26 protein-coding genes and 1 pseudogene are annotated in these 22719 nt (G+C 69.1%); 15 read left to right on the top strand and 12 right to left on the bottom strand.

The annotated features are described in order from the left end of the window. Positions 1 to 183 precede the first annotated feature (183 nt). Together MRBLMX7_RS12200 and MRBLMX7_RS12195 are read right to left on the bottom strand one after the other, a co-directional pair. Positions 184 to 2148, bottom strand: coding sequence for a M13 family metallopeptidase (locus MRBLMX7_RS12200; protein WP_363368863.1), 1965 nt, complete (start codon positions 2146 to 2148; stop codon positions 184 to 186). A 70-nt stretch (positions 2149 to 2218) separates the two neighbouring features. Beyond that, on the bottom strand, positions 2219 to 2788 hold the full coding sequence (locus MRBLMX7_RS12195) for a DUF1992 domain-containing protein (RefSeq protein ID WP_363368861.1): 570 nt from the start codon (positions 2786 to 2788) through the stop codon (positions 2219 to 2221). Between the two features lie 93 nt (positions 2789 to 2881). Between MRBLMX7_RS12195 and MRBLMX7_RS12190 the strand changes: the two genes are divergently transcribed. Both MRBLMX7_RS12190 and MRBLMX7_RS12185 read left to right on the top strand, forming a co-directional pair. Next, on the top strand, positions 2882 to 4204 hold the full coding sequence (locus tag MRBLMX7_RS12190; protein WP_363368859.1) for an MATE family efflux transporter: 1323 nt from the start codon (positions 2882 to 2884) through the stop codon (positions 4202 to 4204). 131 nt (positions 4205 to 4335) lie between these two features. Further along, positions 4336 to 4635 carry a hypothetical protein gene (locus MRBLMX7_RS12185; protein ID WP_363368857.1) on the top strand — a complete coding sequence of 100 codons (300 nt, stop codon included), beginning with the start codon at positions 4336 to 4338 and terminating at the stop codon, positions 4633 to 4635. 28 nt (positions 4636 to 4663) lie between these two features. On the opposite strand, the gene MRBLMX7_RS12180 is transcribed toward MRBLMX7_RS12185, so the two are convergent. Then, the gene (locus MRBLMX7_RS12180) at positions 4664 to 5317 is read right to left on the bottom strand and encodes a TrmH family RNA methyltransferase (protein ID WP_363368855.1); all 654 of its coding nucleotides are present in this window, start codon (positions 5315 to 5317) and stop codon (positions 4664 to 4666) included. 84 nt (positions 5318 to 5401) lie between these two features. Between MRBLMX7_RS12180 and MRBLMX7_RS12175 the strand changes: the two genes are divergently transcribed. The 6 genes from MRBLMX7_RS12175 to MRBLMX7_RS12150 all read left to right on the top strand — a co-directional run bounded on the left by MRBLMX7_RS12175 (position 5402) and on the right by MRBLMX7_RS12150 (position 9375). Then, positions 5402 to 6670 (top strand): Nramp family divalent metal transporter, encoded by a 1269-nt coding sequence (locus tag MRBLMX7_RS12175; protein WP_363370916.1) that lies wholly within the window; start codon positions 5402 to 5404, stop codon positions 6668 to 6670. 115 nt (positions 6671 to 6785) lie between these two features. Then, positions 6786 to 7085, top strand: a complete 300-nt coding sequence (locus tag MRBLMX7_RS12170) for a hypothetical protein (protein WP_363368852.1) — start codon at positions 6786 to 6788, stop codon at positions 7083 to 7085. Positions 7086 to 7132: 47 nt separating this feature from the next. Next, positions 7133 to 7765, top strand: coding sequence for a metal-dependent transcriptional regulator (locus MRBLMX7_RS12165; protein WP_363368851.1), 633 nt, complete (start codon positions 7133 to 7135; stop codon positions 7763 to 7765). A 52-nt stretch (positions 7766 to 7817) separates the two neighbouring features. Further along, positions 7818 to 8627, top strand: a complete 810-nt coding sequence (locus MRBLMX7_RS12160) for an HAD-IIA family hydrolase (protein WP_050722167.1) — start codon at positions 7818 to 7820, stop codon at positions 8625 to 8627. 14 nt (positions 8628 to 8641) lie between these two features. Continuing rightward, positions 8642 to 9211: a YdeI/OmpD-associated family protein gene (locus MRBLMX7_RS12155; protein ID WP_363368848.1), complete on the top strand. Its 570-nt coding sequence runs from the start codon at positions 8642 to 8644 to the stop codon at positions 9209 to 9211. Next, positions 9208 to 9375, top strand: a complete 168-nt coding sequence (locus tag MRBLMX7_RS12150) for a hypothetical protein (protein ID WP_363368846.1) — start codon at positions 9208 to 9210, stop codon at positions 9373 to 9375. The genes MRBLMX7_RS12155 and MRBLMX7_RS12150 overlap by 4 nt, the downstream gene beginning before the upstream one ends. 25 nt (positions 9376 to 9400) lie before the next feature. On the opposite strand, the gene MRBLMX7_RS12145 is transcribed toward MRBLMX7_RS12150, so the two are convergent. Then, complete coding sequence (locus tag MRBLMX7_RS12145; RefSeq protein WP_363368844.1) at positions 9401 to 10567, bottom strand: anhydro-N-acetylmuramic acid kinase; 1167 nt, start codon at positions 10565 to 10567, stop codon at positions 9401 to 9403. A gap of 211 nt (positions 10568 to 10778) precedes the next feature. Between MRBLMX7_RS12145 and MRBLMX7_RS12140 the strand changes: the two genes are divergently transcribed. Beyond that, positions 10779 to 11042 (top strand): hypothetical protein, encoded by a 264-nt coding sequence (locus tag MRBLMX7_RS12140; RefSeq protein WP_363368842.1) that lies wholly within the window; start codon positions 10779 to 10781, stop codon positions 11040 to 11042. A 31-nt stretch (positions 11043 to 11073) separates the two neighbouring features. Here the strand turns inward: MRBLMX7_RS12140 and MRBLMX7_RS12135 are convergent, their stop codons facing one another. Both MRBLMX7_RS12135 and pyrE read right to left on the bottom strand, forming a co-directional pair. Continuing rightward, a complete protein-coding gene (locus tag MRBLMX7_RS12135; RefSeq protein ID WP_363368841.1) occupies positions 11074 to 11976 on the bottom strand; it encodes an ROK family protein in 903 nt (300 codons plus the stop codon). After that, the gene (pyrE, locus tag MRBLMX7_RS12130; RefSeq protein ID WP_363368839.1) at positions 11973 to 12563 is read right to left on the bottom strand and encodes an orotate phosphoribosyltransferase; all 591 of its coding nucleotides are present in this window, start codon (positions 12561 to 12563) and stop codon (positions 11973 to 11975) included. Before pyrE ends, MRBLMX7_RS12135 begins: the two co-directional genes overlap by 4 nt. A gap of 55 nt (positions 12564 to 12618) precedes the next feature. On the opposite strand from pyrE, the gene MRBLMX7_RS12125 reads away from it, so the two are divergent. Both MRBLMX7_RS12125 and MRBLMX7_RS12120 read left to right on the top strand, forming a co-directional pair. Then, a complete protein-coding gene (locus MRBLMX7_RS12125; protein WP_363368837.1) occupies positions 12619 to 13479 on the top strand; it encodes an exodeoxyribonuclease III in 861 nt (286 codons plus the stop codon). 63 nt (positions 13480 to 13542) lie between these two features. Continuing rightward, entirely contained in the window at positions 13543 to 14352 is an 810-nt protein-coding gene (locus tag MRBLMX7_RS12120; protein ID WP_363368835.1) for a Cof-type HAD-IIB family hydrolase, read from the top strand. A gap of 525 nt (positions 14353 to 14877) precedes the next feature. On the opposite strand, the gene MRBLMX7_RS12115 is transcribed toward MRBLMX7_RS12120, so the two are convergent. Beyond that, a complete protein-coding gene (locus MRBLMX7_RS12115) occupies positions 14878 to 15297 on the bottom strand; it encodes a hypothetical protein (RefSeq protein WP_363368833.1) in 420 nt (139 codons plus the stop codon). A 280-nt stretch (positions 15298 to 15577) separates the two neighbouring features. Further along, on the bottom strand, positions 15578 to 16138 hold the full coding sequence (locus MRBLMX7_RS12110) for a hypothetical protein (protein ID WP_363368831.1): 561 nt from the start codon (positions 16136 to 16138) through the stop codon (positions 15578 to 15580). A gap of 41 nt (positions 16139 to 16179) precedes the next feature. On the opposite strand from MRBLMX7_RS12110, the gene MRBLMX7_RS12105 reads away from it, so the two are divergent. Next, a complete protein-coding gene (locus tag MRBLMX7_RS12105) occupies positions 16180 to 16581 on the top strand; it encodes a hypothetical protein (RefSeq protein ID WP_363368829.1) in 402 nt (133 codons plus the stop codon). Between the two features lie 331 nt (positions 16582 to 16912). Here MRBLMX7_RS12105 and MRBLMX7_RS12100 read toward each other — a convergent pair whose 3' ends face one another. The 4 genes from MRBLMX7_RS12100 to MRBLMX7_RS12085 form a co-directional block, all read right to left on the bottom strand. Then, positions 16913 to 18640: an MSCRAMM family protein gene (locus tag MRBLMX7_RS12100; RefSeq protein WP_363368828.1), complete on the bottom strand. Its 1728-nt coding sequence runs from the start codon at positions 18638 to 18640 to the stop codon at positions 16913 to 16915. A 146-nt stretch (positions 18641 to 18786) separates the two neighbouring features. Beyond that, positions 18787 to 19413 (bottom strand): dihydrofolate reductase family protein, encoded by a 627-nt coding sequence (locus tag MRBLMX7_RS12095; protein ID WP_363368826.1) that lies wholly within the window; start codon positions 19411 to 19413, stop codon positions 18787 to 18789. 33 nt (positions 19414 to 19446) lie between these two features. Then, on the bottom strand, positions 19447 to 20139 hold the full coding sequence (locus MRBLMX7_RS12090; protein WP_363368824.1) for a winged helix-turn-helix transcriptional regulator: 693 nt from the start codon (positions 20137 to 20139) through the stop codon (positions 19447 to 19449). Further along, a complete protein-coding gene (locus tag MRBLMX7_RS12085) occupies positions 20139 to 20576 on the bottom strand; it encodes a VOC family protein (RefSeq protein WP_050722158.1) in 438 nt (145 codons plus the stop codon). Before MRBLMX7_RS12085 ends, MRBLMX7_RS12090 begins: the two co-directional genes overlap by 1 nt. A 144-nt stretch (positions 20577 to 20720) precedes the next feature. Here MRBLMX7_RS12085 and MRBLMX7_RS12080 point away from each other — a divergent pair. From MRBLMX7_RS12080 to MRBLMX7_RS12070, 3 genes and pseudogenes are all read left to right on the top strand, one after another. Next, a pseudogene (locus MRBLMX7_RS12080) lies at positions 20721 to 21494 on the top strand (histidine kinase); the annotation flags it as partial. Positions 21495 to 21654: 160 nt separating this feature from the next. Beyond that, positions 21655 to 21990: an ATP-binding protein gene (locus tag MRBLMX7_RS12075; RefSeq protein WP_363370914.1), complete on the top strand. Its 336-nt coding sequence runs from the start codon at positions 21655 to 21657 to the stop codon at positions 21988 to 21990. Beyond that, complete coding sequence (locus MRBLMX7_RS12070) at positions 21987 to 22682, top strand: response regulator transcription factor (RefSeq protein WP_363370911.1); 696 nt, start codon at positions 21987 to 21989, stop codon at positions 22680 to 22682. Before MRBLMX7_RS12075 ends, MRBLMX7_RS12070 begins: the two co-directional genes overlap by 4 nt. Positions 22683 to 22719 lie beyond the last annotated feature (37 nt).

Below are 22719 nucleotides of genomic sequence, written 5' to 3'. Positions count from 1 at the left end.
CCCCCGCGGCACGGATATCGTAACCCCGTCGGATGTGGATGCCCCACAGACGGCGGAGATTGGTCACCAGAACGTCACGCGGCGGAAACGGGAGAGCTCGCCGAAGGATGGGGAGCGCTCCCGCAGGACTCCGGAGCATCGGACTCCGGGACAGGAGCGCTCACCGGATCGTGACGCGCGAACTCACCAGATCGTGACGCGCGAGCCCTCGGGGAGCCACAGCGCATCGGACTCCGTGACCCCGAAAGCGTCGTAGAACGCGTCGATGTTGCGGACGATCTGGTTGCAGCGGAACTCGTTCGGGGAATGCGGGTCGATCGTCAGCAGCCGCAGGGTCTCGGCCTCACGGCTCTTCTGCTGCCACACCTGAGCCCACGACAGCAGCAGGCGCTGCACGCCCGTGTAGCCGTCGACCACCGGGGCCTCCGCACCTTCGAGCGAGAGCTCGTAGGCCTTGAGGGCGATGCCCAGTCCGCCGAGGTCGCCGATGTTCTCGCCGATCGTCAACGCGCCGTTCACATGGTGCTCGGAGTCGAGCCCCTCCGGCACGAGCGCGTCGTATTGCGCGATCAGGGCCTTCGTGCGCTCCTCGAACGCCGCGCGATCGGCATCCGTCCACCAGTCCTCGAGCTTGCCGTCTCCCGTGTAGCGGCTGCCCTGATCGTCGAAGCCGTGCCCGATCTCGTGGCCGATCACGGCGCCGATGCCGCCGTAGTTGGCGGCCGCGTCACGAGACGCATCGAAGAACGGGTACTGCAGGATCGCCGCGGGGAACACGATCTCGTTCATCGACGGGTTGTAGTACGCGTTGACCATCTGCGGCGGCATGTGCCACTCGGTGCGGTCGATCGGCTTCCCCACCTTGTCGACGTGGCGGTCGTGCTCGAAGATCGCCGCCCGACGCACGTTGCCGAGCAGGTCCTCACGGTCGATCGTCAGCGTCGAATAGTCGCGCCACACCTCGGGGTGGCCGATCTTGGGCGTGAACGCATCGAGCTTCGCGAGCGCGCGCTCGCGGGTCTCGGCCGTCATCCATTCGAGCTCCGTGATGCTGCGCCGGTACGCCTCGATGAGGTTCGCGACGAGCTCGTCCATGGCGGCCTTCGCCGTCGGCGGGTAATGCCGTTCGACGTAGACCTTGCCGATCGCCTCGCCGAGCGCCCCTTCCGTGACCGAGACACCGCGCTTCCAGCGCTCGCGGATGGAGGGCACGCCGGAGAGCTCGGTGCCGTAGAAGGAGAAGTTCTCCTGCACGATGTCGTCGGTCAGGTACGGCGCGGCCGCATGCACGACCTGGGCGCGGAGCCACGCCTTCCATTCATCGAGACGCTCGGCGACGAGCAGCGTGCCGAGTCCCTCGAGGAAGCTCGGCTGCGACACCACCGCCACGGCGAAGGCCGAGGGGTTGCTCGGCGCGACCGCATCGCGCCAGGGCGTCAGGTCGACGCCGATGAGCCGCTGGACCTCGTCCCAGGTCTTGAGGTTGTAGGTCGCGACCGCATCGCGGCTGCGCACGTTGTCCCAGTGGTGCGTGGCGATCTCGCCCTCGAGAGCGATCGACCGCCCGGCCTGCGCAGCCGCATCCTCGACGCCGGCGAGCACGAGCAGGCGCTCGAGGTGGGCCCGGTACGCCGCCCGCGTGCCCTCGAACGTGTCGAGGCGGTAGTAGCTCTCGTCGGGGAGGGACAGCCCGGCCTGCAGGATGACCGGGACGTAGCGCTCGGGGTCGCCGGGGTCGCCGTCGACGTAGAAGCCGAGGAGGTGGGCCCTGCCGTCACGGTCGTACTCGCCGAGAACGCGCAGCAGCTCGGGGATGCCGTCGATCGCGTCGATCTCGGAGAGCGTCGCGGCGAGCGGAGTCGCGCCCGCCGCCGCGATGCGCTCGGTGTCCATGAAGCTCGCGAACAGGTCGCCGATCTTGCGTGCGAGCGTGCCGTCGGCGGCATCCTGCGATTCCTCGATGATGGCCCGCACGTCCTTCTCGGCCTGCTCGGCCAGCAGGTGGAAGGATCCCCAGCGGGCCTTGTCGCCCGGGATCTCGGTGCGGTCGAGCCACGCGCCGTTGACGTGGCGGTAGAGGTCGTCCTGCGGACGGATGTCGGAGCTGAACTCGGTGGTCTCGAGGCCGGAGGGAAGCACGTCGGTCATGCGACCAGCCTAGGCCGCGGTCCGACATCAGGGACGGAACGGATCCCCGGACGCGGAGGATCTCGGCGCCTCAGGTCCGGCGACGGATGCCGAACCGGCGGCGGCGAGGCGCGACAGAGGCCTCGTCGGCCGTGACCGCGGTCCGCGCGGCACGGCGTTCCCGCCATGCCGCGATCTCGATCTCGACGTCGCGTGTCGGGGTGACCACGGGAGGGCCGCCCTGCAGCTGGCGACGCGCCTCGATGACGCGGCGGTTGAAGTCCTCGAGCAGCTCGCGGACATCGGCCTCGCGGCCGAGTGCGTCTAGCTGCGCGTCGAGGTCGCGATCCTCGGCGCGCAGCATGATGGCGGGAGGCCCGAGCCCGGTGAGGTTCTCGGTCTCGATCTTGCGACGGAGCCACCAGTCCGGGTCGTGGTGCCCGCCGAGCCCCTCCAGGGGCTTGCCCGCGCCCGGCAGGTCGTCGAACTCGCCGCGGCGGATCGCGACCTGGATCGCGGTCTCGATGTACGCCGCCCGATCGACGGCGGCTGCGACTCCGGGTGCGGATCCCGCCTCCGCGTCCTCCGGGCCGCGCTCGTCCGCGCTCTCGGCCCGCTGCTGAGCGCGATACCGTGCCGCGGCCTCCCGGGGATCCGACATGACACACCTCCGCAGCATCGTCGACCCTGCCCGCGCTCCAGCCTACGCCGCGCTCCTGAACCGGGCGTCGCCGGCAGCCCATAGGCTCGGAGGATGACCGAGCGCCCCCTCAACCGCGAGATCCTGCGGCTCGCCGTGCCGGCGCTCGGTGCCCTGATGGCGGAGCCCGCGTTCCTGATCGTCGACGCCGCACTCGTCGGACACCTCGGGACCACGCCCCTCGCGGGCCTCGGCATCGCGGGCGCGGTGCTGCAGACGATTGTGGGCCTGATGGTGTTCCTCGCGTATTCGACGACCCCGGCCGTCGCACGGCATTTCGGCGCGGGCCGTCCGGGCGACGCCGTGTCCGTGGGCGTCAACGGCATGTGGCTCGCGCTCGCGCTCGGCGCGATGCTGGCCGCGGCGGGCGCGGCCTCCTCCCCCTGGCTCGTCTCTCTGTTCGGGGCGAGCGAGGCCGTGTCGGCCGAGGCGAACGCGTACCTCGTCGTCTCGATGTGGGGCCTGCCCGCCATGCTGATCGTGTTCGCGGCCACCGGTCTGCTGCGAGGGATGCAGGACACCGTGACGCCCCTGTGGATCGCGGGCCTCGGCTTCGGCGCGAATGCGCTGCTCAACCTGCTCTTCATCTACGGGTTCGGGTGGGGCATCGCCGGGTCGGCTGCGGGCACGGTCGTGGCCCAGTGGGGCATGGTCGGAGCCTATGTGCTCGTGGTGCGCCGACTCGCGGCACGCCATACGGCCTCCCTTCGGGTGCAGCGCGAGGGTCTCGGTCGCACGGCCCGTTCGGGCGGGTGGCTGTTCCTGCGCACGGTCAGCCTGCGCGTCGCCCTGCTCGCGACGGTCGCGGTGGCGACCGGCATCGGCACGTCCGAGCTCGCGGGGTGGCAGATCGTTTTCACGATCTTCTCGGCCGCCGCGTTCGCGCTCGATGCGCTCGCCATCGCGGCGCAGGCGCTGATCGGCAAGGAGCTCGGCGCCGGCGACGAACGCCAGGTGCATCGCGTCCTCCGGCGCACTGTGGCCTGGGGCGTGTGGTTCGGCGTCATCGTCGGCGCGATCATCGCGGCACTGTCGGGTGTGCTGGGCATCGTCTTCACGGGCGATCCCGTCGTCGCGACGCTCGTCCAGCCGGCACTGCTCGTCCTGGCGGTGGCCCAGCCGATCGCCGGAGTGGTCTTCGTGCTCGACGGCGTGCTGATGGGAGCCGACGATGCCCGCTATCTCGCGATCGCGGGCGGTCTGAACCTCGTGCCGTTCCTGCCAGTGCTGTGGATCATCGCGGCGAGCGGCGTGGACGCCGCACCGGGGCTGGTCTGGCTCGCCGTGGCGTTCTTCGGCGTCTACCTGCTCGCGCGGCTCGCGACCCTCGGCTGGCGTGTCCGCTCGGGCCGATGGGTCACCGCCGGCGCTCGGTGACCCGACACTCCCCCTCCACCGACGGGGTCGCCGGCCGGGTTCTCCCCAGGCCCGGAAGTTTCCCGGAATACAGCACTGCCGCCCCCTGGCGAGTTCCGCCATGATCGGCGGACACTGAAGGGATGCTGGGGATGAACGAACCACAAGTGTGGACAGCGATCGGCGTCTTCGCCGCGGGGATGTTCGGGACGATCACGATCGTCCTGACGTCGTTCACGCACATCATGAAGACCGAGTTCGCGAGCGTGCGGAAGGAGCTCGGAAGCGTGCGCACGGATCTGCAGACCGAGATCGCGAGTGTGCGCACCGAGATGCGGAGCGAGTTCGCGAGTGTGCGCACCGAGATCAGCGCCGTGCACGGACGGATCGATCATCTGGATCGCGACGTCAACGCGATCTACCGGCACCTGTTCGGCATCGATCGCGGCTGACCGCCTCTGACCCCATCCGACCGCACGCTCAGCCAGCGTGCCGCCGGCACCACTCGTACATGATGACCGCGGCGGCCGCGCTCGCGTTGATCGAGCGGGTCGAGCCGTACTGGGTGATCTCGACATGAGCGGATGCCGCGGCGAGCGCCTCCTCCGACAGCCCCGGCCCCTCCTGTCCGAACAGCAGCACGCAGCGCTCGGGCAGGTCGGCACGGTCGACGGGCACGGCGCCGTCCACGTTGTCGACAGCGATCACGGAGAGGGCGTCGGCCGCGGCCCAGGCCGTGAACGCCGCGACGTCTTCGTGGTGCACGACGTGCTGGTAGCGGTCGGTGACCATCGCTCCGCGTCGGTTCCACCGTCGACGCCCGATGATGTGCACGGTGTCGGCGAGGAACGCGTTGGCACTGCGCACGATCGAGCCGATGTTCATGTCGTGCTGCCAGTTCTCGATCGCGACGTGGAACGGATGCCGACGAGTGTCGAGGTCGGCGACGATCGCGTCCATCCGCCAGTACCGGTAGCGGTCGACGACGTTGCGGGTGTCACCCGTGGCGAGCAGTTCGCGGTCGTAGTGCTCCTCGGTCGGCCATGCGGCTTCGCCGCCGGGCCAGGGGCCGACCCCGTAGCCGGGCTGAGCCGACGATCCGTCGCGAGGCTCGTCGGGGTTCTGGGGCTCCATCCGGCCAGGCTATCTCGGCACGTCGCGAACGATATTTAGGTAGACCGAAATATCCGCTATGGTTTCGGTGTGCCTAAAAATTCCATGATCGAGACGCCCGCTCCTCGCACGACCCCGCCGCGCAGCCTCTGGCTGCTCGGACCGGCCCTCGTCGCGGGTGTCGCGTATCTCGATCCGGGCAATGTCGCCAGCAACATGACGGCCGGCGCGCAGTACGGCTACCTCCTCGTGTGGATCGTCGTGGCCGGGAACGTCATGGCCTGGCTGATCCAGTACCTGTCGGCCAAGCTCGGCGTCGTCACGGGGCAGAGCCTCCCCGAGGTGCTCGGTCAGCGCCTGCGCCGACCCTGGGCACGACGCGCGTACTGGCTGCAGGCCGAGCTCGTGGCGATGGCCACCGACATCGCCGAGGTCATCGGCGGCGCAGTGGCCCTCAACCTGTTGTTCGACATCCCCCTGCTGGTCGGAGGCGTCATCACGGGCGCGGTCTCCATCGCCATCCTCCTGGTGCAGAGCCGCCGCGGTCCGCGTCCCTTCGAGTTCGTGATCATCGGACTCATGGCGATCATCACGATCGGCTTCGTCGCCGGGCTCTTCATCGCCCCGCCCGACCCGGCCGGGGTCGTCGGCGGTCTGGTCCCGCGCTTCCAGGACACGGGTTCCGTGCTGCTCGCCGCCTCGATCCTCGGCGCCACGATCATGCCGCACGCGATCTACGCGCACTCCTCGCTCGCGCGCGACCGATTCGGCGCCGCGGCGCCCGGCTCCCCCGGCGAGACGGCCCGCACCGAGACCTCCCGCATCCGGCGGCTCCTCACGGCGACCCGCTGGGACGTGTCGATCGCGATGATCATCGCCGGATCCGTCAACCTCGCCATCCTGCTGCTGGCCGCCGCGAACCTCGCCGGCGTCGACGGCACCGACTCGCTCGAAGGGGCGCACGCGGCACTCGCCGCCGGGCTCGGCCCGGTCGTCGCGACGTTCTTCGCGGTCGGCCTGCTTGCCTCGGGCCTCGCCTCGACCTCGGTCGGCGCGTACGCCGGCGCCGAGATCATGCACGGCCTGCTGCGCGTCCGCGTCCCGCTTCTCGCCCGACGCCTCGTCACGCTGATCCCCGCGCTCCTCATCCTGGGGCTCGGCATCGACCCCACGCTCGCACTCGTGCTCAGCCAGGTCGTGCTGTCATTCGGCATCCCCTTCGCCCTCATCCCGCTCGTCGCCCTCACGGCGCAGCGGCGCACCCTGGGCGCGTGGACGAACAGGGCGTGGACCACCGCGGCCGGCATCGTGGCCTCGGTCCTGCTGATCGCATTGAACGGCGCGTTGCTGTGGTTGGTGCTGACGGGGGCGTGAACGGTCCTCGAATGCCGACTCGCGCACCCCGGATCAGGCTCGGAGCATGTCCGCCGATCCCGCTCGCCGCACCGTCGGGTCCTGGCTCCCTGCGCTCCCGGATTAGGCTCGGAGGATGTCTGCCGATCCCGCTCGCCGCACCGTTCGCATCCTGACCTGGATCGGGGTCGCGACCGGAGTGATCGGCGGCCTGCTCGTCGCCTTCCCGACGGTCCTCCCGGTGGGTGGGCCGTGGGTGCAGCTCGCACTCGGCATCGCGACGCTCGTGCTGGCGTTCCGCGCCCGCAAGCTCGGCATCGCCGAGGTCGAGGGCTTCGACGGCCGGCTCTCGCTGTTCGCCGCACTGCTCGGGTTCCTGGTCGTGTTCTTCGCCGGGCAGGTCGCGTTCGGCATCCTCGTCGCCGTCGCCAACTGAGCCTTCCCCGGGTCGGGGCGCGGATCGGGCTCGCCTAAGCTGGATGGGTGGCCTCCCCCGCAGCAGACGACTACCTGAAGACGGTGTACGCGCACACCGAGTGGCAGGATGCGCCGATCACCCCGTCTGTGCTCGCGGCGAAGCTGGGCATCGCCCCCTCGTCGGTGACCGAGATGGTGAAGAAGCTCGCCGCCGCCGGTCTCGTCTCGCACGTGCCCTACGGCGCCGTGCGGCTGACGGATGCCGGGACGCAGCGCGCCCTCGCGATGGTGCGTCGCCACCGGCTGATCGAGACCTGGCTCGTGCAGGAGTTCGGCTACGGCTGGGACGAGGTGCACGACGAGGCGGAGGTGCTCGAGCACACGATCAGCGACCGCCTGCTCGAGGGCATCGACGCGCGCCTCGGACGACCGCGCTTCGATCCGCACGGCGATGCGATCCCGGATGCCGAGGGCCGGGTCGACCGCGAGCCGTTCGTGCTCCTCGCGGATGCGCCGACGGGGCACAGCGCCAGAGTGCTGCGCGTCGACGACCGCGACCCGGACCTGCTCCGCAGCCTCGAAGCGCTCGGACTCGTCGTAGCGGCGGCCGTGACCACCACGGCATCCGGCATCACGATCGACGGCGCGGACGTCGACCTCCCCGAGGGCGCCGCCGACGTGGTCTGGCTGAGCGCATAGCCCGGGCCGAGACCGTCACCTCCCGGCAACACTCGCCCAGTACGCTGAGCACATGGGACACCGCGACGACATCGAGTGCTGGCTGACCGACATGGACGGCGTTCTCGTGCATGAGAACACCGCCATCCCGGGCGCATCGGAGCTGCTCGCCGGCTGGGAGCAGAACGAGATCCCGTACCTCGTGCTCACGAACAACTCGATCTTCACGGCGCGCGACCTCTCTGCGCGACTGCGCGCGAGCGGCCTCACCGTGCCCGAGGAGCGCATCTGGACCTCGGCGCTCGCGACCGCGGACTTCCTCAAGCAGCAACTGCCCGGCGGTTCGGCGTTCGTGATCGGCGAGGCAGGCATCCTCACGGCGCTGCACGAGGCCGGGTTCATCATGACCGAGACGCATCCCGACTTCGTCGTCGTGGGCGAGACGCGCAACTATTCGTTCGAGGCGATCACGAAGGCGATCCGCCACATCATCAACGGCTCGCGCTTCATCGTCACGAATCCCGACGCGACGGGGCCCTCAGCCGACGGCGTGCTCCCCGCGACCGGTGCGATCGCCGCGCTCATCACGAAGGCCACGGGCAAGGAGCCCTACGTCGTCGGCAAGCCGAACCCGATGATGTTCCGCTCGGCGCTCAACAAGATCGGCGCGCACTCGAAGAAGACGGGCATGATCGGCGACCGCATGGACACCGACATCGTCGCGGGGATCGAGGCGGGCCTCCACACCGTGCTCGTGATGACCGGCATCAGCGACCAGGCGGAGATCGAGAAGTACCCGTTCCGCCCCGACGAGATCGTCGACTCGGTCGCCGACCTGCTCCCCACCGTCACGGAGTCGATCCCGACCCTCGACGAGGACTGACGGAGACGCGGACCATGGGCGCACTCGACGAGGGCGAGCGCATCAGCGCGGCGGACGCGGCCGTGTGGCGCGCCTGGCTCGAGCAGAACCACGAGCGCGCGGCGGGCGTCTGGCTGCTGAGCGTGCGCGGCGGCCGGGGCGAGGGCGTGGGCTACGACGACGCCGTCCGGCAGGCACTGTGCTTCGGCTGGATCGACGGCCCCGTGCGGACCTTCGACGACACCACGGTCGGGCAGTGGTTCTCGCCCCGGCGGCCGGGGAGCGGCTGGGCGGCCACCAACAAGGCGCGCATCGCGGAACTCGAGGCGGCGGGGCTGCTGGCTCCCGCCGGCATCCGAGTGCTCGAGACCGCCAAGGCCAACGGATCCTGGACGGTGCTCGACGGTCCGGAGGCCGGGATCGAGCCGCCGGAGCTGACCGCAGCGCTGGATGCCGTCCCCGAGGCCCGCGCGCACTGGGACGCGTTCCCGAAGTCCGTGAAGAAGTTCGGACTCACGCACATCGCGATGGCGAAGCGCCCCGAGACGACGACGGCACGCATCGCGAAGATCGTCACGGACGCCGCGGAAGGGAAGCGCCCATGACCCAGCAGGACCTGCTGTTCCTCGTCCTGATCCTGATCGGGGTCAGCTCGCTGACGATCTTCGTCGTGCAGTTCGTGCGTTCCCGCCGACGAGGTCCCGGCGACGACGACGGCCGCGCGGGCTGGTGGGAAGGTCCCTGGGAGGACGACGACCGCAAGCGCTGAGCGAGCGCAGCGAGACGAAACGCCCTCAGCGCAACGTCAGGCTCCGCACGGACTCGACGGGTTCCGGCATCCGCAGCGGTCCCCGGCCCGGCGTGATGGTCCCGAGGATGCGCGGTTCGCGTGCCCCGGTGCCGCCGGCCGTGACGGCGGGGACCCCGTGCATCGTGCACCACCCGATCAGCGCGAAGAGGATCGCCTCCTTGCTGTCGACCGGGGCGCCCAGCTCGTCGGCGAGGACCACCTCCACGTCGGGGAGCGCATCGCGCAGCCCCTGCAGGATCAGCGGGTTGTGGCAGCCGCCGCCTGAGACGGCGAGGAAGCGGATGCCGGACGCGGCGACGTCCTGAGCGACAGTGCGCACCGTGAGCTCGGTGAGGGTGCGCACGAGATCGGATGTGGTGATCTCGTGTCCCCGGCGGTGAGCGTCCTCGAGGTGCGAGCGCACGTAGTCGAGGTGGAAGTGCTCCTTGCCCGTGCTCTTCGGGGCCGGGAGCGCGTAGTACGGGTCGGCGAGGAGCGCCTCGAGCAGGACCTCGTCGACCGTGCCGGTGCGTGCGATCGCGGCGTCGGCGTCGTAGCCGCGCTCGTCGAGCCCCTCGGAGACGACGACCGCATCGACGAGGGCGTTGGCCGGGCCGATGTCGTACGCGACGAGACCCTCCGGGCCGACCACGGTCATGTTCGCGATGCCGCCGAGGTTCAGAGCAGCCGAGATCCCGGCGCGACCGCGGAGGAGCAGTTCGTCGAGGAAGGAGACGAGCGGGGCGCCGTGGCCGCCTGCCGTGATGTCTCGGATCCGGACGTCGGAGACGACCGGGGCGCCCACACGCTCGGCGATCCACGCGGGCTGGCCGATCTGCAGCGTGCCGAGCGCGTGCCCGCGGTCGACCCAGTGGAAGACGGTCTGCCCGTGCGTGCAGACCGCGTCCACTCCCCCGACCGCACCCGCCGCTCCGGCGGCGACCTCGGCGAACGCCTGGCCGATCAGGGTGTCGAGCTCGCACATCTCGGCGAACGTGGTGTGCGCAGGTGGAAGAGCCGCCACCAGTCGCGCTCGGAACGTGGGCTCGTAGGGCACGCTGTCCTCATGCAGGACCGTGCCATGCAGCATCCCGTCGTTCTCGCGGAAGTCGACGACCGTGACGTCGATCCCGTCGTGCGAGGTGCCGGAGAGCAGTCCGAGTACGCGCATGTGCAGCCCTTCTGACGGCGGTGGATGTGCTGGTCCGAGCCTACGGGAATTTGTTAGGGATGCAGACGGAAACGAGTGACTCTCCTCCACATCCCGCCGTCACCGGCGGCTCTTCACAGCGTCCGTGCTCTCCCATCACGCCGCGCGCGATCACGAACATCCCGCAGCTAGCATTCTGCGAACCCCACCCTCGCGAGGTCAGAATGGGAGCATGTTCGTGTCCGCAGAGATCATCGCCGTCGTGCTCAGCGCGATCGGCATCGTGCTGACCCTCGGCACGAGCATGTTTCTCGGGTTCGCATGGTGCGTGCGCCGGACAGATGCCGTCGACCATAAGCTCAGCGCACGCATCGACGGCGTCGAGACGAGACTCGGCGAGCGAATCGACAACCTCGCACACGAGGTCACCGAACTCAAGATCGCGGTAGCGCGCCTCGAAGGACCCGTTCCGCACCTGCTCACCCGGTCACGCTGAGCCCTACCGTCACCGGGTCGACTGAGCAGGATCAGCGCAGCACGAGCGCGGCGGCGCCGATCAACGGCCCTTCGTCACCCAGCCCCGAACGCACCACTCGCGTGCGGCGGGAGTACTCGTGTGCGGCGCTCGTCGTGAGCGCGGCCTGCACGAGGTCGATGTAGTCGTCGGAGACCCGCGAGAATCCCCCGCCGATCGCCACCATGTCGAGGTCGACCAGGGTCGCGGCATCCGCGAGCGCCTCGCCGACGGCCGTCGCGGAACGCACGATCGCGGCTCGCGCGATCTCGACGCCCGCGGCGGCATCCCGCGCGAGGTCCTCGCCGGTCGCGCCGTTCCAGCCCTGCTGCTGCGCCCAGGCGGCGCTCGCCGGACCCGAGGCGATCTCCTCGAGCGTGAGCCCGCCCTCGCGGCGCACCTGACCGAGGTGCCCGGCGTTGCCGGTCGCGCCGGGGATGTACGCCCCACCGACGACGAAACCGCCCCCGACGCCCGTCGACACGACGATCGACAGGGATGCTCCCGCGCCCTGCGTCGCGCCCCGCCAGGACTCGGCGAGAGCGAGGGCTCCGCCATCGTGGCCGAGTACGGTGGGCACCTCACGGCCGAGCGCGGCCGAGGCGCTCGCGCGCACGGACTCGGCGAGACCGAAGCCGCGTGCGAGGGGCATGTTGACGGGAACGATGGCCCCGGCGGCGCGCTCGATGGGACCAGCGCTTCCCGCCCCGGCACCCACGAGCTCCGCATCCGTCGGCAGCGCGGACAGCGCGTGCGCGACGACCGCGGCGACACCGCGATCGAGCGACTCGAACGTCGCCTCGCGACCGGTCGCCTGGCGCGAACGGCTGCCCTCGACGAGTACGCCGTGCTCGCTCACGAGCGCGGCCTCCATCTTCGTGCCGCCGACGTCGACGGCGAGTGCGTACCTGGTCACTGCGGGTCGAGCCCGAGGTCGTCGAGGTCGAACGCGGCGCGCCACTCCAGGCCCTCGGCCTCGATCGCGGCCTGCGCTCCGGTCTTGCGATCGACGATCACGGCGACCGCCACGATCTCGGCACCCTCCTTGCGGAGGGCTTCGACGGCCTTGAGGGCGGACTGGCCGGTGGTCGAGGTGTCCTCGAGCACGACCACGCGCTTGCCCTTCACGTCGGCGCCCTCGATCTGACGCCCGCGACCGTGGTCCTTGGGCTCCTTGCGCACGACGAAGGCGTCGAGCGGGCGATCGGTCGCGACCGAGGCGTGCAGCACGGAGTTGGCGATCGGGTCGGCGCCGAGCGTGAGTCCGCCGACGGCCACGACGTCGAGGTCGGAGATCAGGTCGAGCATGATGCGGCCGATCGCGGGGGCGGCCCGGTGGTCGAGCGTGAGCTTGCGCATGTCGACGTAGTACGTCGCCTGCTTGCCGCTGGAGAGGGTGAAGTCTCCGTGGAACACGGCCTCGTCTTTGATGAGGTCGAGGAGTGTCTGGCGGTCTGCGTCGAGTGCGGTCACGGCTTCCAGTGTAGGAGGCGCGAGCGGCATCCCCCGCAGATGTCACGCGAAGTCCGGTGTCGGTGCCCGCAACTAGGCTGGACCCATGCGCTTGGCCACCTGGAACGTCAACTCCATCCGCACCCGCGTCACCCGCACCGTCGAGTTCGCCGTCCGTGAAGACGTCGATGTGCTGGCGATGCAGGAGATCAAGTGCAAGCCCGAGCAGTTCCCGTACGGGCCGTTCGAGGAGGCCGGGTACCACGTCGAGGTGCACGGACTGAACCAGTGGAACGGCGTCGCGATCGCCAGCCGCTTGCCCGTGACCGACGTTCGCACCTCGTTCGACGGGATGCCGGGCTTCGCGAAGGGCCACGAGGGTCCGGATGCGCCGCTCGAGGCGCGGGCGCTGGGCGTGCTCGTCGACGGCGTGCGCGTGTGGAGCCTGTACGTGCCGAACGGCCGTGCGCTGGGCGACCCGCACCTCGCCTACAAGCTGCACTGGCTCGAAGCCTTGAAGACCGCGACGGCGGCCGAGCTCGCGGCCAACCCCGAGCAGGCGCTCGCGCTGGTCGGCGACTTCAACATCATCCCGTTCGATAAGGACAACGGAGACCCCGACATCGTCGAGGGCGTCTCCACGCACGTCTCCCCCGAGGAGCGGCAGGCGTTCTTCGCGTTCGCCGACGCGGGACTCACCGATGTCGTGCGCCCGCTGATCCCCGAGGGCTTCACCTACTGGGACTACCAGCGCCTCAAGTTCCCGCGCAACGAGGGCGTGCGCATCGACTTCATCCTCGGCTCGAAGACGCTGGCGGATGCCGTGACCGCGGCCTCGATCCACCGCGACGAGCGCAAGGGCGAGCAGCCGAGCGACCACGTGCCGGTGCTCGTCGACCTCGACGACAGCCGTCTCGGCACGAGCGCCGCCGAGGACGACGACGACCTCCCGATGATCTTCTCCTGAGAGCCGGTCGTTGAGCAGCAACCACTTCCCCGGTCGTTGAGCGAGCGAAGCGAGACGAAACGCATGAACCCGCGCCTGATCGCGACCGACCTCGACGGCACGCTCCTCACCTCCGCGGTCGAGGTGAGCCCGCGAACGCGCGCGGCGCTCGACGCGGCGAGGGCCCGCGGCATCCACGTCGTCCCGGTCACCGCGCGGCAGCCGATCGGTCTGCGTGCGATCGCTGGCGGGGCGGGCTTCGACGGGTGGGCGCTGTGCAGCAACGGCGCGTTCGCGACGCACCTCTCCGACGGACGGATGCTGTTCACCGAGGAACTGCCCTCCGACACGATCCGCACCCTGGCCGCGGCGCTGCGCGAGAGCATCCCCGACCTGCTGTTCGCGAGCGTGCGCGAGGGCGGTGAGGGCTTCGTCGCGCAGCACGGTTACGCGGAGATCGCCGATCTGACCGACCACAAGCGCGACCCGCGCACGATGGGCGGCGTCGACCTGGAGCACGTGCTGGCGGCACCCAGCCTCAAGCTCGTGATCCGGCATCCCGAGCTCGCCCCCGCGGCCGTCTTCGACGCCCTGCGCGCTCTCGGGCTGACCGGGTTCGAGGCCACGCTCTCGGGCGCACCGTTCGTCGAGGTCATGGCCGAGGGCGTCACGAAGGCGACCGGGCTCGCGCGCCTGTGCGAGCACCTCGACATCGACCGGGCAGACGTCGTGGCGTTCGGAGACGCCCTCAACGACGTCGAGATGCTGCACTGGGCCGGACACGGCGTCGCGATGGCGAACGCCGAAGACGCCGTGAAGGACGCCGCCGACGAGACGACCGCGTCGAACGACGACGACGGCGTCGCTCGGGTGATCGAGCGGATGCTGGGCTGAGGCTCTGCTGCTCGTGAACGCCGCGGACACGCGAGGCCGAGTCGCGCCGTCCGCGATGCAGTCGTCGAGTTCGGCGACGCCGTCAACCAGCAGCTACGACTGCACATCGGGAACTCGATCACCCCGGCGTCCGTCGCGCCGCATCGCAATGGAACGGGCGACCGAACGGCGAACGGCCCCCTCGTGCTGGCTCCCGGTCCCGACAGCCTGCGATTCATCGGACTGATTGCGAACCCCGTGATGGTCCCCGGAGTCATCGACCACAATCAGCTCGCCTGCCTCCACGCGTTCGAGTTGCCCTTCACGGGTTGAGGAGATCGGCTCAAGAAGTAAAGGACATGCCCCGTCGGGTGAGCGGAGGGGCATGTCCTTGACTGAAGTCAGATCTGAGGAAGGGGCCTGCCGCGGTCCCCTCGCTTCGCGTAAAGTCGCCGCCGACAGTCGCGGACGCCCGAACTCGCATGCTCCGCAATGCGCAGGGCGCATCGCTCGGTTCGACGTACAACCTACCCGTTCGCGAATCTCTCACTGATGGCGGCGACCGGGGGCCAAGCGATCGAGTCTCGCTGACGCGATCGCGATGAGGGCGAACGCCGCAAAAATAACGGCACACGAAAGCCCCACGAAGGCAGTCAATATAAACGATAGGGCGATCGCCTGTGGGAATAAAACGAAGGTCATGAAGAACAGTAGGACGGCCATCACGACAGGCCCGGTCCAAGAAGTCGCTAATACTCGCGCCGCGGTCGACGACGGTCGCCCTCTAACGGCGAAATAATATGAAATCGTGTACGCCGGCAGACCGCCAATTAGCGCGAAGATCAACGGCCCGAAGGCGACCGAGACGGTTGAAGTTCCGCCACTGCGAAGCACGGCCGGGAAGACGTGTTCAACGCAGAACTTGATGACCGTATCGGTAGCGAATCCGCCGACGAGAGCCGCCACAGCGTATGCGACCGCGATTATCCAGCGGGGTACGTCTCTGTGCAGAAAGATAAGACTACTCATTTCAGTTGGTCTCGAAGATTTATCGCTTGGATGTTCCAGGTGTGTTCGGCCAGAACTTGAGCCCCGGCCCAGCTCGCCAGCCCTGATCCATTGACCTGCGCGTGCTGTTCCAACCAAACCATCCCTGACGAGTCCTCATAAGTCGAAAACTTGATCGTGGATCCGGGAGAGTCGAAGTAGTCGGGATTCAACACTGTGAATGTTACTGACGTGCGAGTTACATCGACACCGACGACCCCCCCCTGCTGTTCGTGGGGTTGGGGATGTAGCCGACGACTTGGCGTTCTTCAAATCCCATTGGTGCCTGCTCCCGGAGAGTGAGCATATTTGCGGTCGTGGTTCCGCTTGCTTGATCCGTATGCAGGATGCACTCTGAACCTTGAGTGAACGAACTACACCCCTTCACGACGAACGGGAAGATCTTGGCTGGCTGAGTCTTGAAGACGTTCATCACTTCAACCGCGCTGGCGCTGGATGTGATGGCCCACCGTTTGGTATAGGTGTAGGAAATCGGGCCGGAGAGAGCCCTGTCGCACAGTCTCGGATGACTCCGATCTCCGCACGACTTCGCCTCCTCCTTGATTCGGCAGCCCCAATCTCCACTTTTACAAGCCTGCCCCTTCGAGAAACTCGGCTGAGCCCCCTTCGAGCCACCCGCCTTCGTCGCTGCCGGTGGATCGATCGCGAACTTCAGACCGGTGGGGTCGTTGTACGTGGTGGGGTTGTTGCCGGAGTACGTGTAGCCGGTGTTCTGCTGGGGGAGGTTCGTGTCGATCACGGGGGTCGACGGAGAGGAACTTCCCGAGCACCGGGTCGTACGTGCGGGCGCCGACCGTCGTCAGACCCGTCGACGCGGTCGCGGGCTTGTTCATGTACCCGGTGCCGCTCGCCCACACTCCCGACGAGCCGATCGGCGCACCATACGGGTCAGGGATCGTCCGCGTGGTGGTTCCCGTGGCGTTCGCCACCGTCTGCACGTCCACTGTCCCCTCCAGGTTCGAGAACACCCACGTCAGGATCGTCCCGGCCGTGCCGGTCTTCGCAGACTTCTCCGCGATCGGCTTGCCGTCAGCCCCAGAATACGTCCGGACACCGGACACCACACTCGAGCCCGCCGCCTGCGACAACACCGTGTCGCCCACGAACAGCGTCGACCCCTCCGACGATCAGGTAGCGACGCTGAACCTAGAGAATGCTGGCGGAGCTCAAGACCATCAATGATCCAAAGACCATGAGCGCGCAACCGACGACGATGACGTGCGTGCGCAGATGTCGCGTCCGCACGGCATCGTCCGCGACGGGTTCGCCGTAGAAGATCCGGAGACCGGTGTGAATCAGTCTTGGAATCTGAGGGCTAAGTACGATCGCGAGAATTCCCACGCAGACAGCTATCGCGCCGACTATGAACTGCGCAGCCAATGATGACTCCTATCCGGAGCATTCTCTGATACCAACGGAGCATCCTCCACCGCCGTCGACCTCCCCGACCCGCCCATCGAATCACGAACCCGGCCGCCCGCGAGGGACGACCGGGTTCATGAGGTGATCCCGGTCAGCTGTGCGCGCGGCGGCGACGTGCGAGAGCCGTACCGACGACAACGAGGAAGAGTCCCGTGAGCAGGGCCGCTGCGGGGAGTTCCCCACCCGTAGCCGCGAGGGCTCCGCTGCTCGTCGCGGATCCGCTCGCCGCTCCGGCTGCGGGAACGGTGGCCGCCGCGGCGGTGACCTGAACCGCCACGCTCGCCTGGATCGCGCCTCCCGCGCCGAGCGCCACCAGAGTGTGCGCGCCGGCGGGCGCGGAAGCGGGAATCAGCAGCGTCCCGCTGAGCCGTCCGTTCTGATCGGCGGTGAGCGACCCGAGGGCGATCGGGTCGGAGTGCAGCTCGAAAGCCACGACCTCGCCCGCAGCGAATCCCTCACCCGCGATCTGGATGGCACCGCCGGCGCGGATCGTGGATGCCGTGAGCGAGAGCGCGGGCTTCGGCTCGGGTTCCGGCGTCTCCGTGTCGACGGTGAGCGCGAAGTCCACGCCCGTCACGGACTGCCCGGGCACGACGGTGATCGGCGTCGCCTCCTCGGCGGTATCGACCCCGTCGAAGTACTGGGACTTCGCCGTGATGCTCCCGTCCGCGAACTCGATCCGCGCCTTGAGGATGTACGGCCCCTTGGCGACGTGCATCGTGTAGGCGCCGGTGGTGGCGTTCGCACCGATCGCGCGCACGTTCTGCCCGTTCTGCCACGCCTCGACCACGATCTTCGATGGTGCGGCGGAGTCGACGGTCACCGTTCCGGTGATGGTGGCGCTGGGCTCGAGAATCGGATCGATGCCCGTGACCTCCTGCCGCGGCGCGACCGTGATCGTCGTCGCGGTCTCCCAGATCTCGGCGTCGTCCCAATACTCCTGCTTGAGTCCGTCCGACAGGAAGAGGACCTTGTACGTGCCGGGTGCGACGGGCGCACGGAACACGCCGTCGAAGCCGGGGTAGGCCGTCGGCTGGTCGTATCCCTCGATGGCGTCGTAGATGAGGACCCAACCGGGCACAGGCTGACCATCGGATCCGCGGGTCATGGTGCCGTTGATGAAGCCGGCGACCACGAGCGACGCGTCCATCCCGGAGACGGTCTGCCCCTCGACGGCCGACACCGGAGTGGCGTAGGAAAAGTCGTAGCCCCCCTCCCAGAACTCGGACATGAGGTCGGAGTCGGGTGCACCGAAGCGCACGCGATACTGGCCCGTGGGGAGTCCGCCAAGGTGATACGCGCCCGACGCATCCGTCGTGGTCGCCCCGACGATCTCGTTGCGCGAGTCGAGCGCCTGCACCGACACGTCCTGGATCGGACTGCCGTCGTCCTCGCGGGTGATGGTCCCTTCGAAGGCAGCTCCTCGGTCGAGCGATGCGTCGATACCGGGGACGACCTCACCCTCCCCGACGACGACGGGGGTCGCCTGGTCGTAAGCGAAGGCACCCTGCCAGTACTCGCGCTTCAGGTCCGTCCCCTCGGGGAAGAAGCTGACGACGTACGACCCAGCGGCGAGTCCGGGCAGCGAATACGCCCCCGTGGAATCCGTCGTCGTCGAGGCCCACGTCGGGCCGTCCGCCGACACCGTGACACCCGCGACGGGGGTGCCGTCGTCCGCGCGCATCACCGCACCGCTGATCGATCCCCCGGCGGGAGCCGGATCAGGCTCCGCGATGGCCGTCGTCGCTCCGCCGAGCGCGAGCGCGAACGCTGCGACACCGCCCAGCACCGCTCGAATGAATGCGCGTCGTCGCGCCATGATTTCCCCTCCCGAATGGAGGTCGGGCGCGCACTCTGACGCTGTCGCGATCGACCTCGAGCTCCTGCCGATCACGCGGCAACGTCTCAGAGCAATCTACGGGAAGAGACATGGGAGAGGAATAGTCGATATGACTGATATATCAGTCAGTCCTCGAAGGTGTCGACCTTGGGCGTGCGATCCGTGCGGCCGTAGCGGAGGAGCGTCACGCCCTCGGCATCCGTCACCGGCTTCTCGATCAGCTCGAGCACCGAGGGCAGAGCGTCGTCGCGGAACACCTTCTTGCCCGCGCCGAGCAGGATCGGGTAGACCCAGAGGTTGAGCTGGTCGAACAGCCCCTCGGCGAGCAGGGTGTGCACGAAGTCGATGCTGCCGATCACATGCACCTCACGATGACGTTCCCGCAGGTCGGCGATCTCGGCGGCGAGGTCCGCCCCCACGCGGGAGCTTCCCTGCCAGGCGAGGGGGAACTCGGGGTCGCGCGTCGCGACGTACTTCGGCACACGGTCGAACAGCTGCCCGATCTCCCCCGAGGGACCGTCGGTGTGCTGCGGCCAGTACGCGGCGAAGATGTCGTACGTGCGGCGGCCCAGCAGCAGCGCATCGAGGCCCTCCATCCCCTTCGCGATCTCGGGGCCGACGCCCGACGAGGGATAGCCGGCCTGCCAGCCGCTGAAGGTGAAGCCGCCCGAGGTGTCCTCCCCCACGCCGCCCGGCCCCTGCGCGACGCCGTCGAGGGTGGTGAACAGGTCGATGAGAATGCGTCCGGTCATGATGAGCTCCTTTACGCGAGGGAACAGCGGGTACTACACGGCAAGGGGGGCGCCCAGCGGCGCGATGTGGAACGTGCGGGCAAACGAGTCGAGGTGCGCGGCGTCGCCGCGGACGACCGCGACCACCTCCTGCGCGATCGCCTCGGCGGGCGTGATCTCTCCCCCGATGAGACGACGGATGCCGGGACCGGCGACGATCACGGCATCCGGCTCCTCTCTCACGGGCTCCCGTCCACCGACGGGCGGGGCGGGCGGCGAGATCTGCGTGACCGTGAGCTCGCCGCCGCGCACGGAGGCGTGCAGCGCGACCTCGCCCACGTGCAGCTCGTACTCGGCGTCGTCCGCGACATCCGCCTGGAACGCCGTGCGCAGCGCCATCGTGAGCGAGTCGGCGGTGACGACGTCGCCCTCCTCCGGGTCGCCCATGGTCTGGAAGCCCCACCTCCCGAGCGCGAGGATGACGGGCTCGAGCGCCTGGCCGTAAGGGGTGAGCTCGTAGGCGAGGCCGCGGAGCAGCGGGATGCGGCGCACGACACCGCCGTCCTGCAGTTCCTTGAGCCGCGTGGACAGGATGTTCGTGGGGATGCGCGGCAGGCCCTGCTTGAGGTCGGTGTAGCGACGCGGCCCGACGAGCAGATCGCGGACGATGAGCAGCGCCCACCGCTCCCCGATCAGCTCGACGGCCGTCGTCACCCCGCAGTACTGGCCGTAGCTGCGCGCCGCCATCAGGAGCCGGCGCTCTGCTCCGCGACGTGCTCCGGGCCGTTCTCGATGGCCTCCGGGGTCATGTAGAGGAAGCCGAGGGAGTTGCCGTCGGGGTCGTCGATGTCGCGCGAGTACATGAACCCGTAGTCCTGCGCGGGCTTGGGCTCGGTGCCGCCGGCGGCGAGGGCCTTCTCGGTGATTGCATCGACGTCCTCGCGCGACTCACGACTGAACGTGACCGAGACCTGTGCGACCTGCGTGGGGTCGGCGATGGGCTTGTCCGTGAAGGTCTGGAAGAACTCGCGCTTCAGGACCATGAAGTAGATGGTGTCCGACCAGACCACGCACGCGGCGTTCTCGTCGGTGAAGTTCGGATTGATCTCGCAGCCGAGGGCCGTGTAGAACGCCTTGGCGCGTTCGAGATCGGTGGTGGGCAGGTTGACGAAGACGCTGGTCACGATGACTCCCTTGTCGGTTTGTGGATGGTTTGATACTTGCAAAAAGCAACCGCACTTGTCAATAGCAAGTTTCCGACGAGTGTGAGAAGACGCGTCCGTCGCGCGGGGGATGCCGCGGCATCCCCCTCCCCGTACGGTGGGGGAATGCCCGTCGTGCCGTTCACCCGCACCCCGAGCGTCCGCGACCGCCGCAGCGACCTCGTGCTCGCGGCCATCATGTTCGTCGGCGCGATCCTCAGCGCCGCGCTGTCGACGATCTCCGAGATCTACGGCGACACGCGGGCCGAGCCGTGGACCGCGATCGTGTACGCCGCCGTCATCACGGCGCCCCTCGCGTTCCGCCGTCACTTCCCTGCCCCGGTGGCCGTGGTCGTGTGTCTCGCCTACTTCGCGGCGGTCTCGTTGCAGGTGCCGGAGATCTACGTCGGCAACATCGCGATGTTCGTGTCGCTGTACACGGTGGGCGCATGGATGAACAATCGACGGGCCGCGACGATCGTCCGGATCGCGATCATCGTCGGCATGTTCGTGTGGCTGCTCATCTCGATGTACCGCACCGCGCTCGAGCAGGCGGACGAGGCCGACATCGCCGCCGGGCTGCTCTCGCCCTACGTCGCGTTCATGCTGCTGCAGATCCTGCTGAACGCCCTGTACTTCGGCGGGGCGTACTACTTCGGCGACCGCTCCTGGAACGCGGCGCAGGCCCGCGAGGTCCTCGAGCACCGCACGGCCGAGCTCGAGCGCGAGCGCGAGGTCACCGCCGCGCAGGCCGTCGCGCTCGACCGGGTGCGCATCGCCCGCGAACTGCACGACGTGGTCGCACACCACGTCTCGGTCATGGGCGTGCAGGCCGGGGCCGCACGGCTCGTGATCGACCAGGACCCGGAGAAGGCACGCGGCATCCTCGCGGGGATCGAGGGGTCGGCGCGCGACGCGATCCACGAGCTCCGCCAGCTGCTCGAGACCCTGCGGGCCCCCGGGGGGGGACACGTCGGAGGCATCGTCGACGGTCACGCTCGACGACATCGCCGACCTCGTCGCCGCCTCGGCCGAGGCAGGGCTCCCCACCGACTACGCCGTGATCGGAGACCCGGTGCCCGTCCCCTCGGTCGTCGCCGTCAACCTCTACCGCATCGCGCAGGAGTCGCTCACGAACGCCCGCCGTCACGCCGGGGTCGGCGCCACAGCCGATGTGCGCGTGCGCTACGACGACGCGGCCGTCGAGGTCGAGGTCGTCAACACCGGCCGCACGGTCGCCGCTCTCCGCCCCGGACTCGGCCAGCTCGGCATGCGCGAGCGCGCCGCAGCCTCGGGAGGGACGCTCGACATCGCACCACGCTCCGCCGGCGGGCTCCGGGTACGGGCGCGGGTACCGCTGCCGGCTGCCCCCGTCACGATGGGAGACCCGGCATGACCGAGAACACGATCAGGGTCCTGCTCGTCGACGACCACGCGATGCTGCGGGCCGGGTTCCGGACCATCCTCGACACGCAACCCGACATCGAGGTCGTCGGCGAGGCGGCCACCGGCGCAGAGGCCGTGACCGCGGCATCCGCTCTGCATCCCGACGTCATCACGATGGACGTGCAGATGCCCGACATGGACGGCATCGAAGCCACACGCCTGCTCGTCGCCGACCCCGCGATCACAGCGCAGATCGCGATCATCACCACGTTCGACCGCGACGACTACCTCTACCGGGCGCTGGATGCCGGAGCCAGCGGATTCCTGCTCAAGAACGCCGGTGCCGACGACCTCATCGCCGCCGTGCGGGCGCTCGCGGCGGGCGACGGGATGCTGGCGCCCGAGGTCACGCGCCGCGTGCTGTCGCGGTTCTCGGCCGGCCCCGTGCCGACACCCGCACGCGCCGCATCCGTCGAACCGCCCGCGCTGCTCGAACCGCCCTCGCTGCTCGAACCGCTCACCGACCGCGAGGCCGAGGTCCTGACCCTGCTCGCCGACGCGCGCAGCAACGGCGAGATCGCGGCCGCGCTGTTCATCGGCGAGGCCACCGTGAAGACCCACGTCTCCCGCATCCTGCAGAAGCTCGGCGCCCGCGACCGCGTGCAGGCCGTCGTGCTCGCGCACCGGATGGGCCTCGCCTGACGACGGATCGACCACGGCCTCCCGCTACTCTCGGAGG

The organism is Microbacterium sp. LMX7-1.2, from assembly GCF_040675935.1.
Lineage (GTDB): Bacteria > Actinomycetota > Actinomycetes > Actinomycetales > Microbacteriaceae > Microbacterium.
This window is presented reverse-complemented; position numbering and strand designations above follow the sequence as displayed.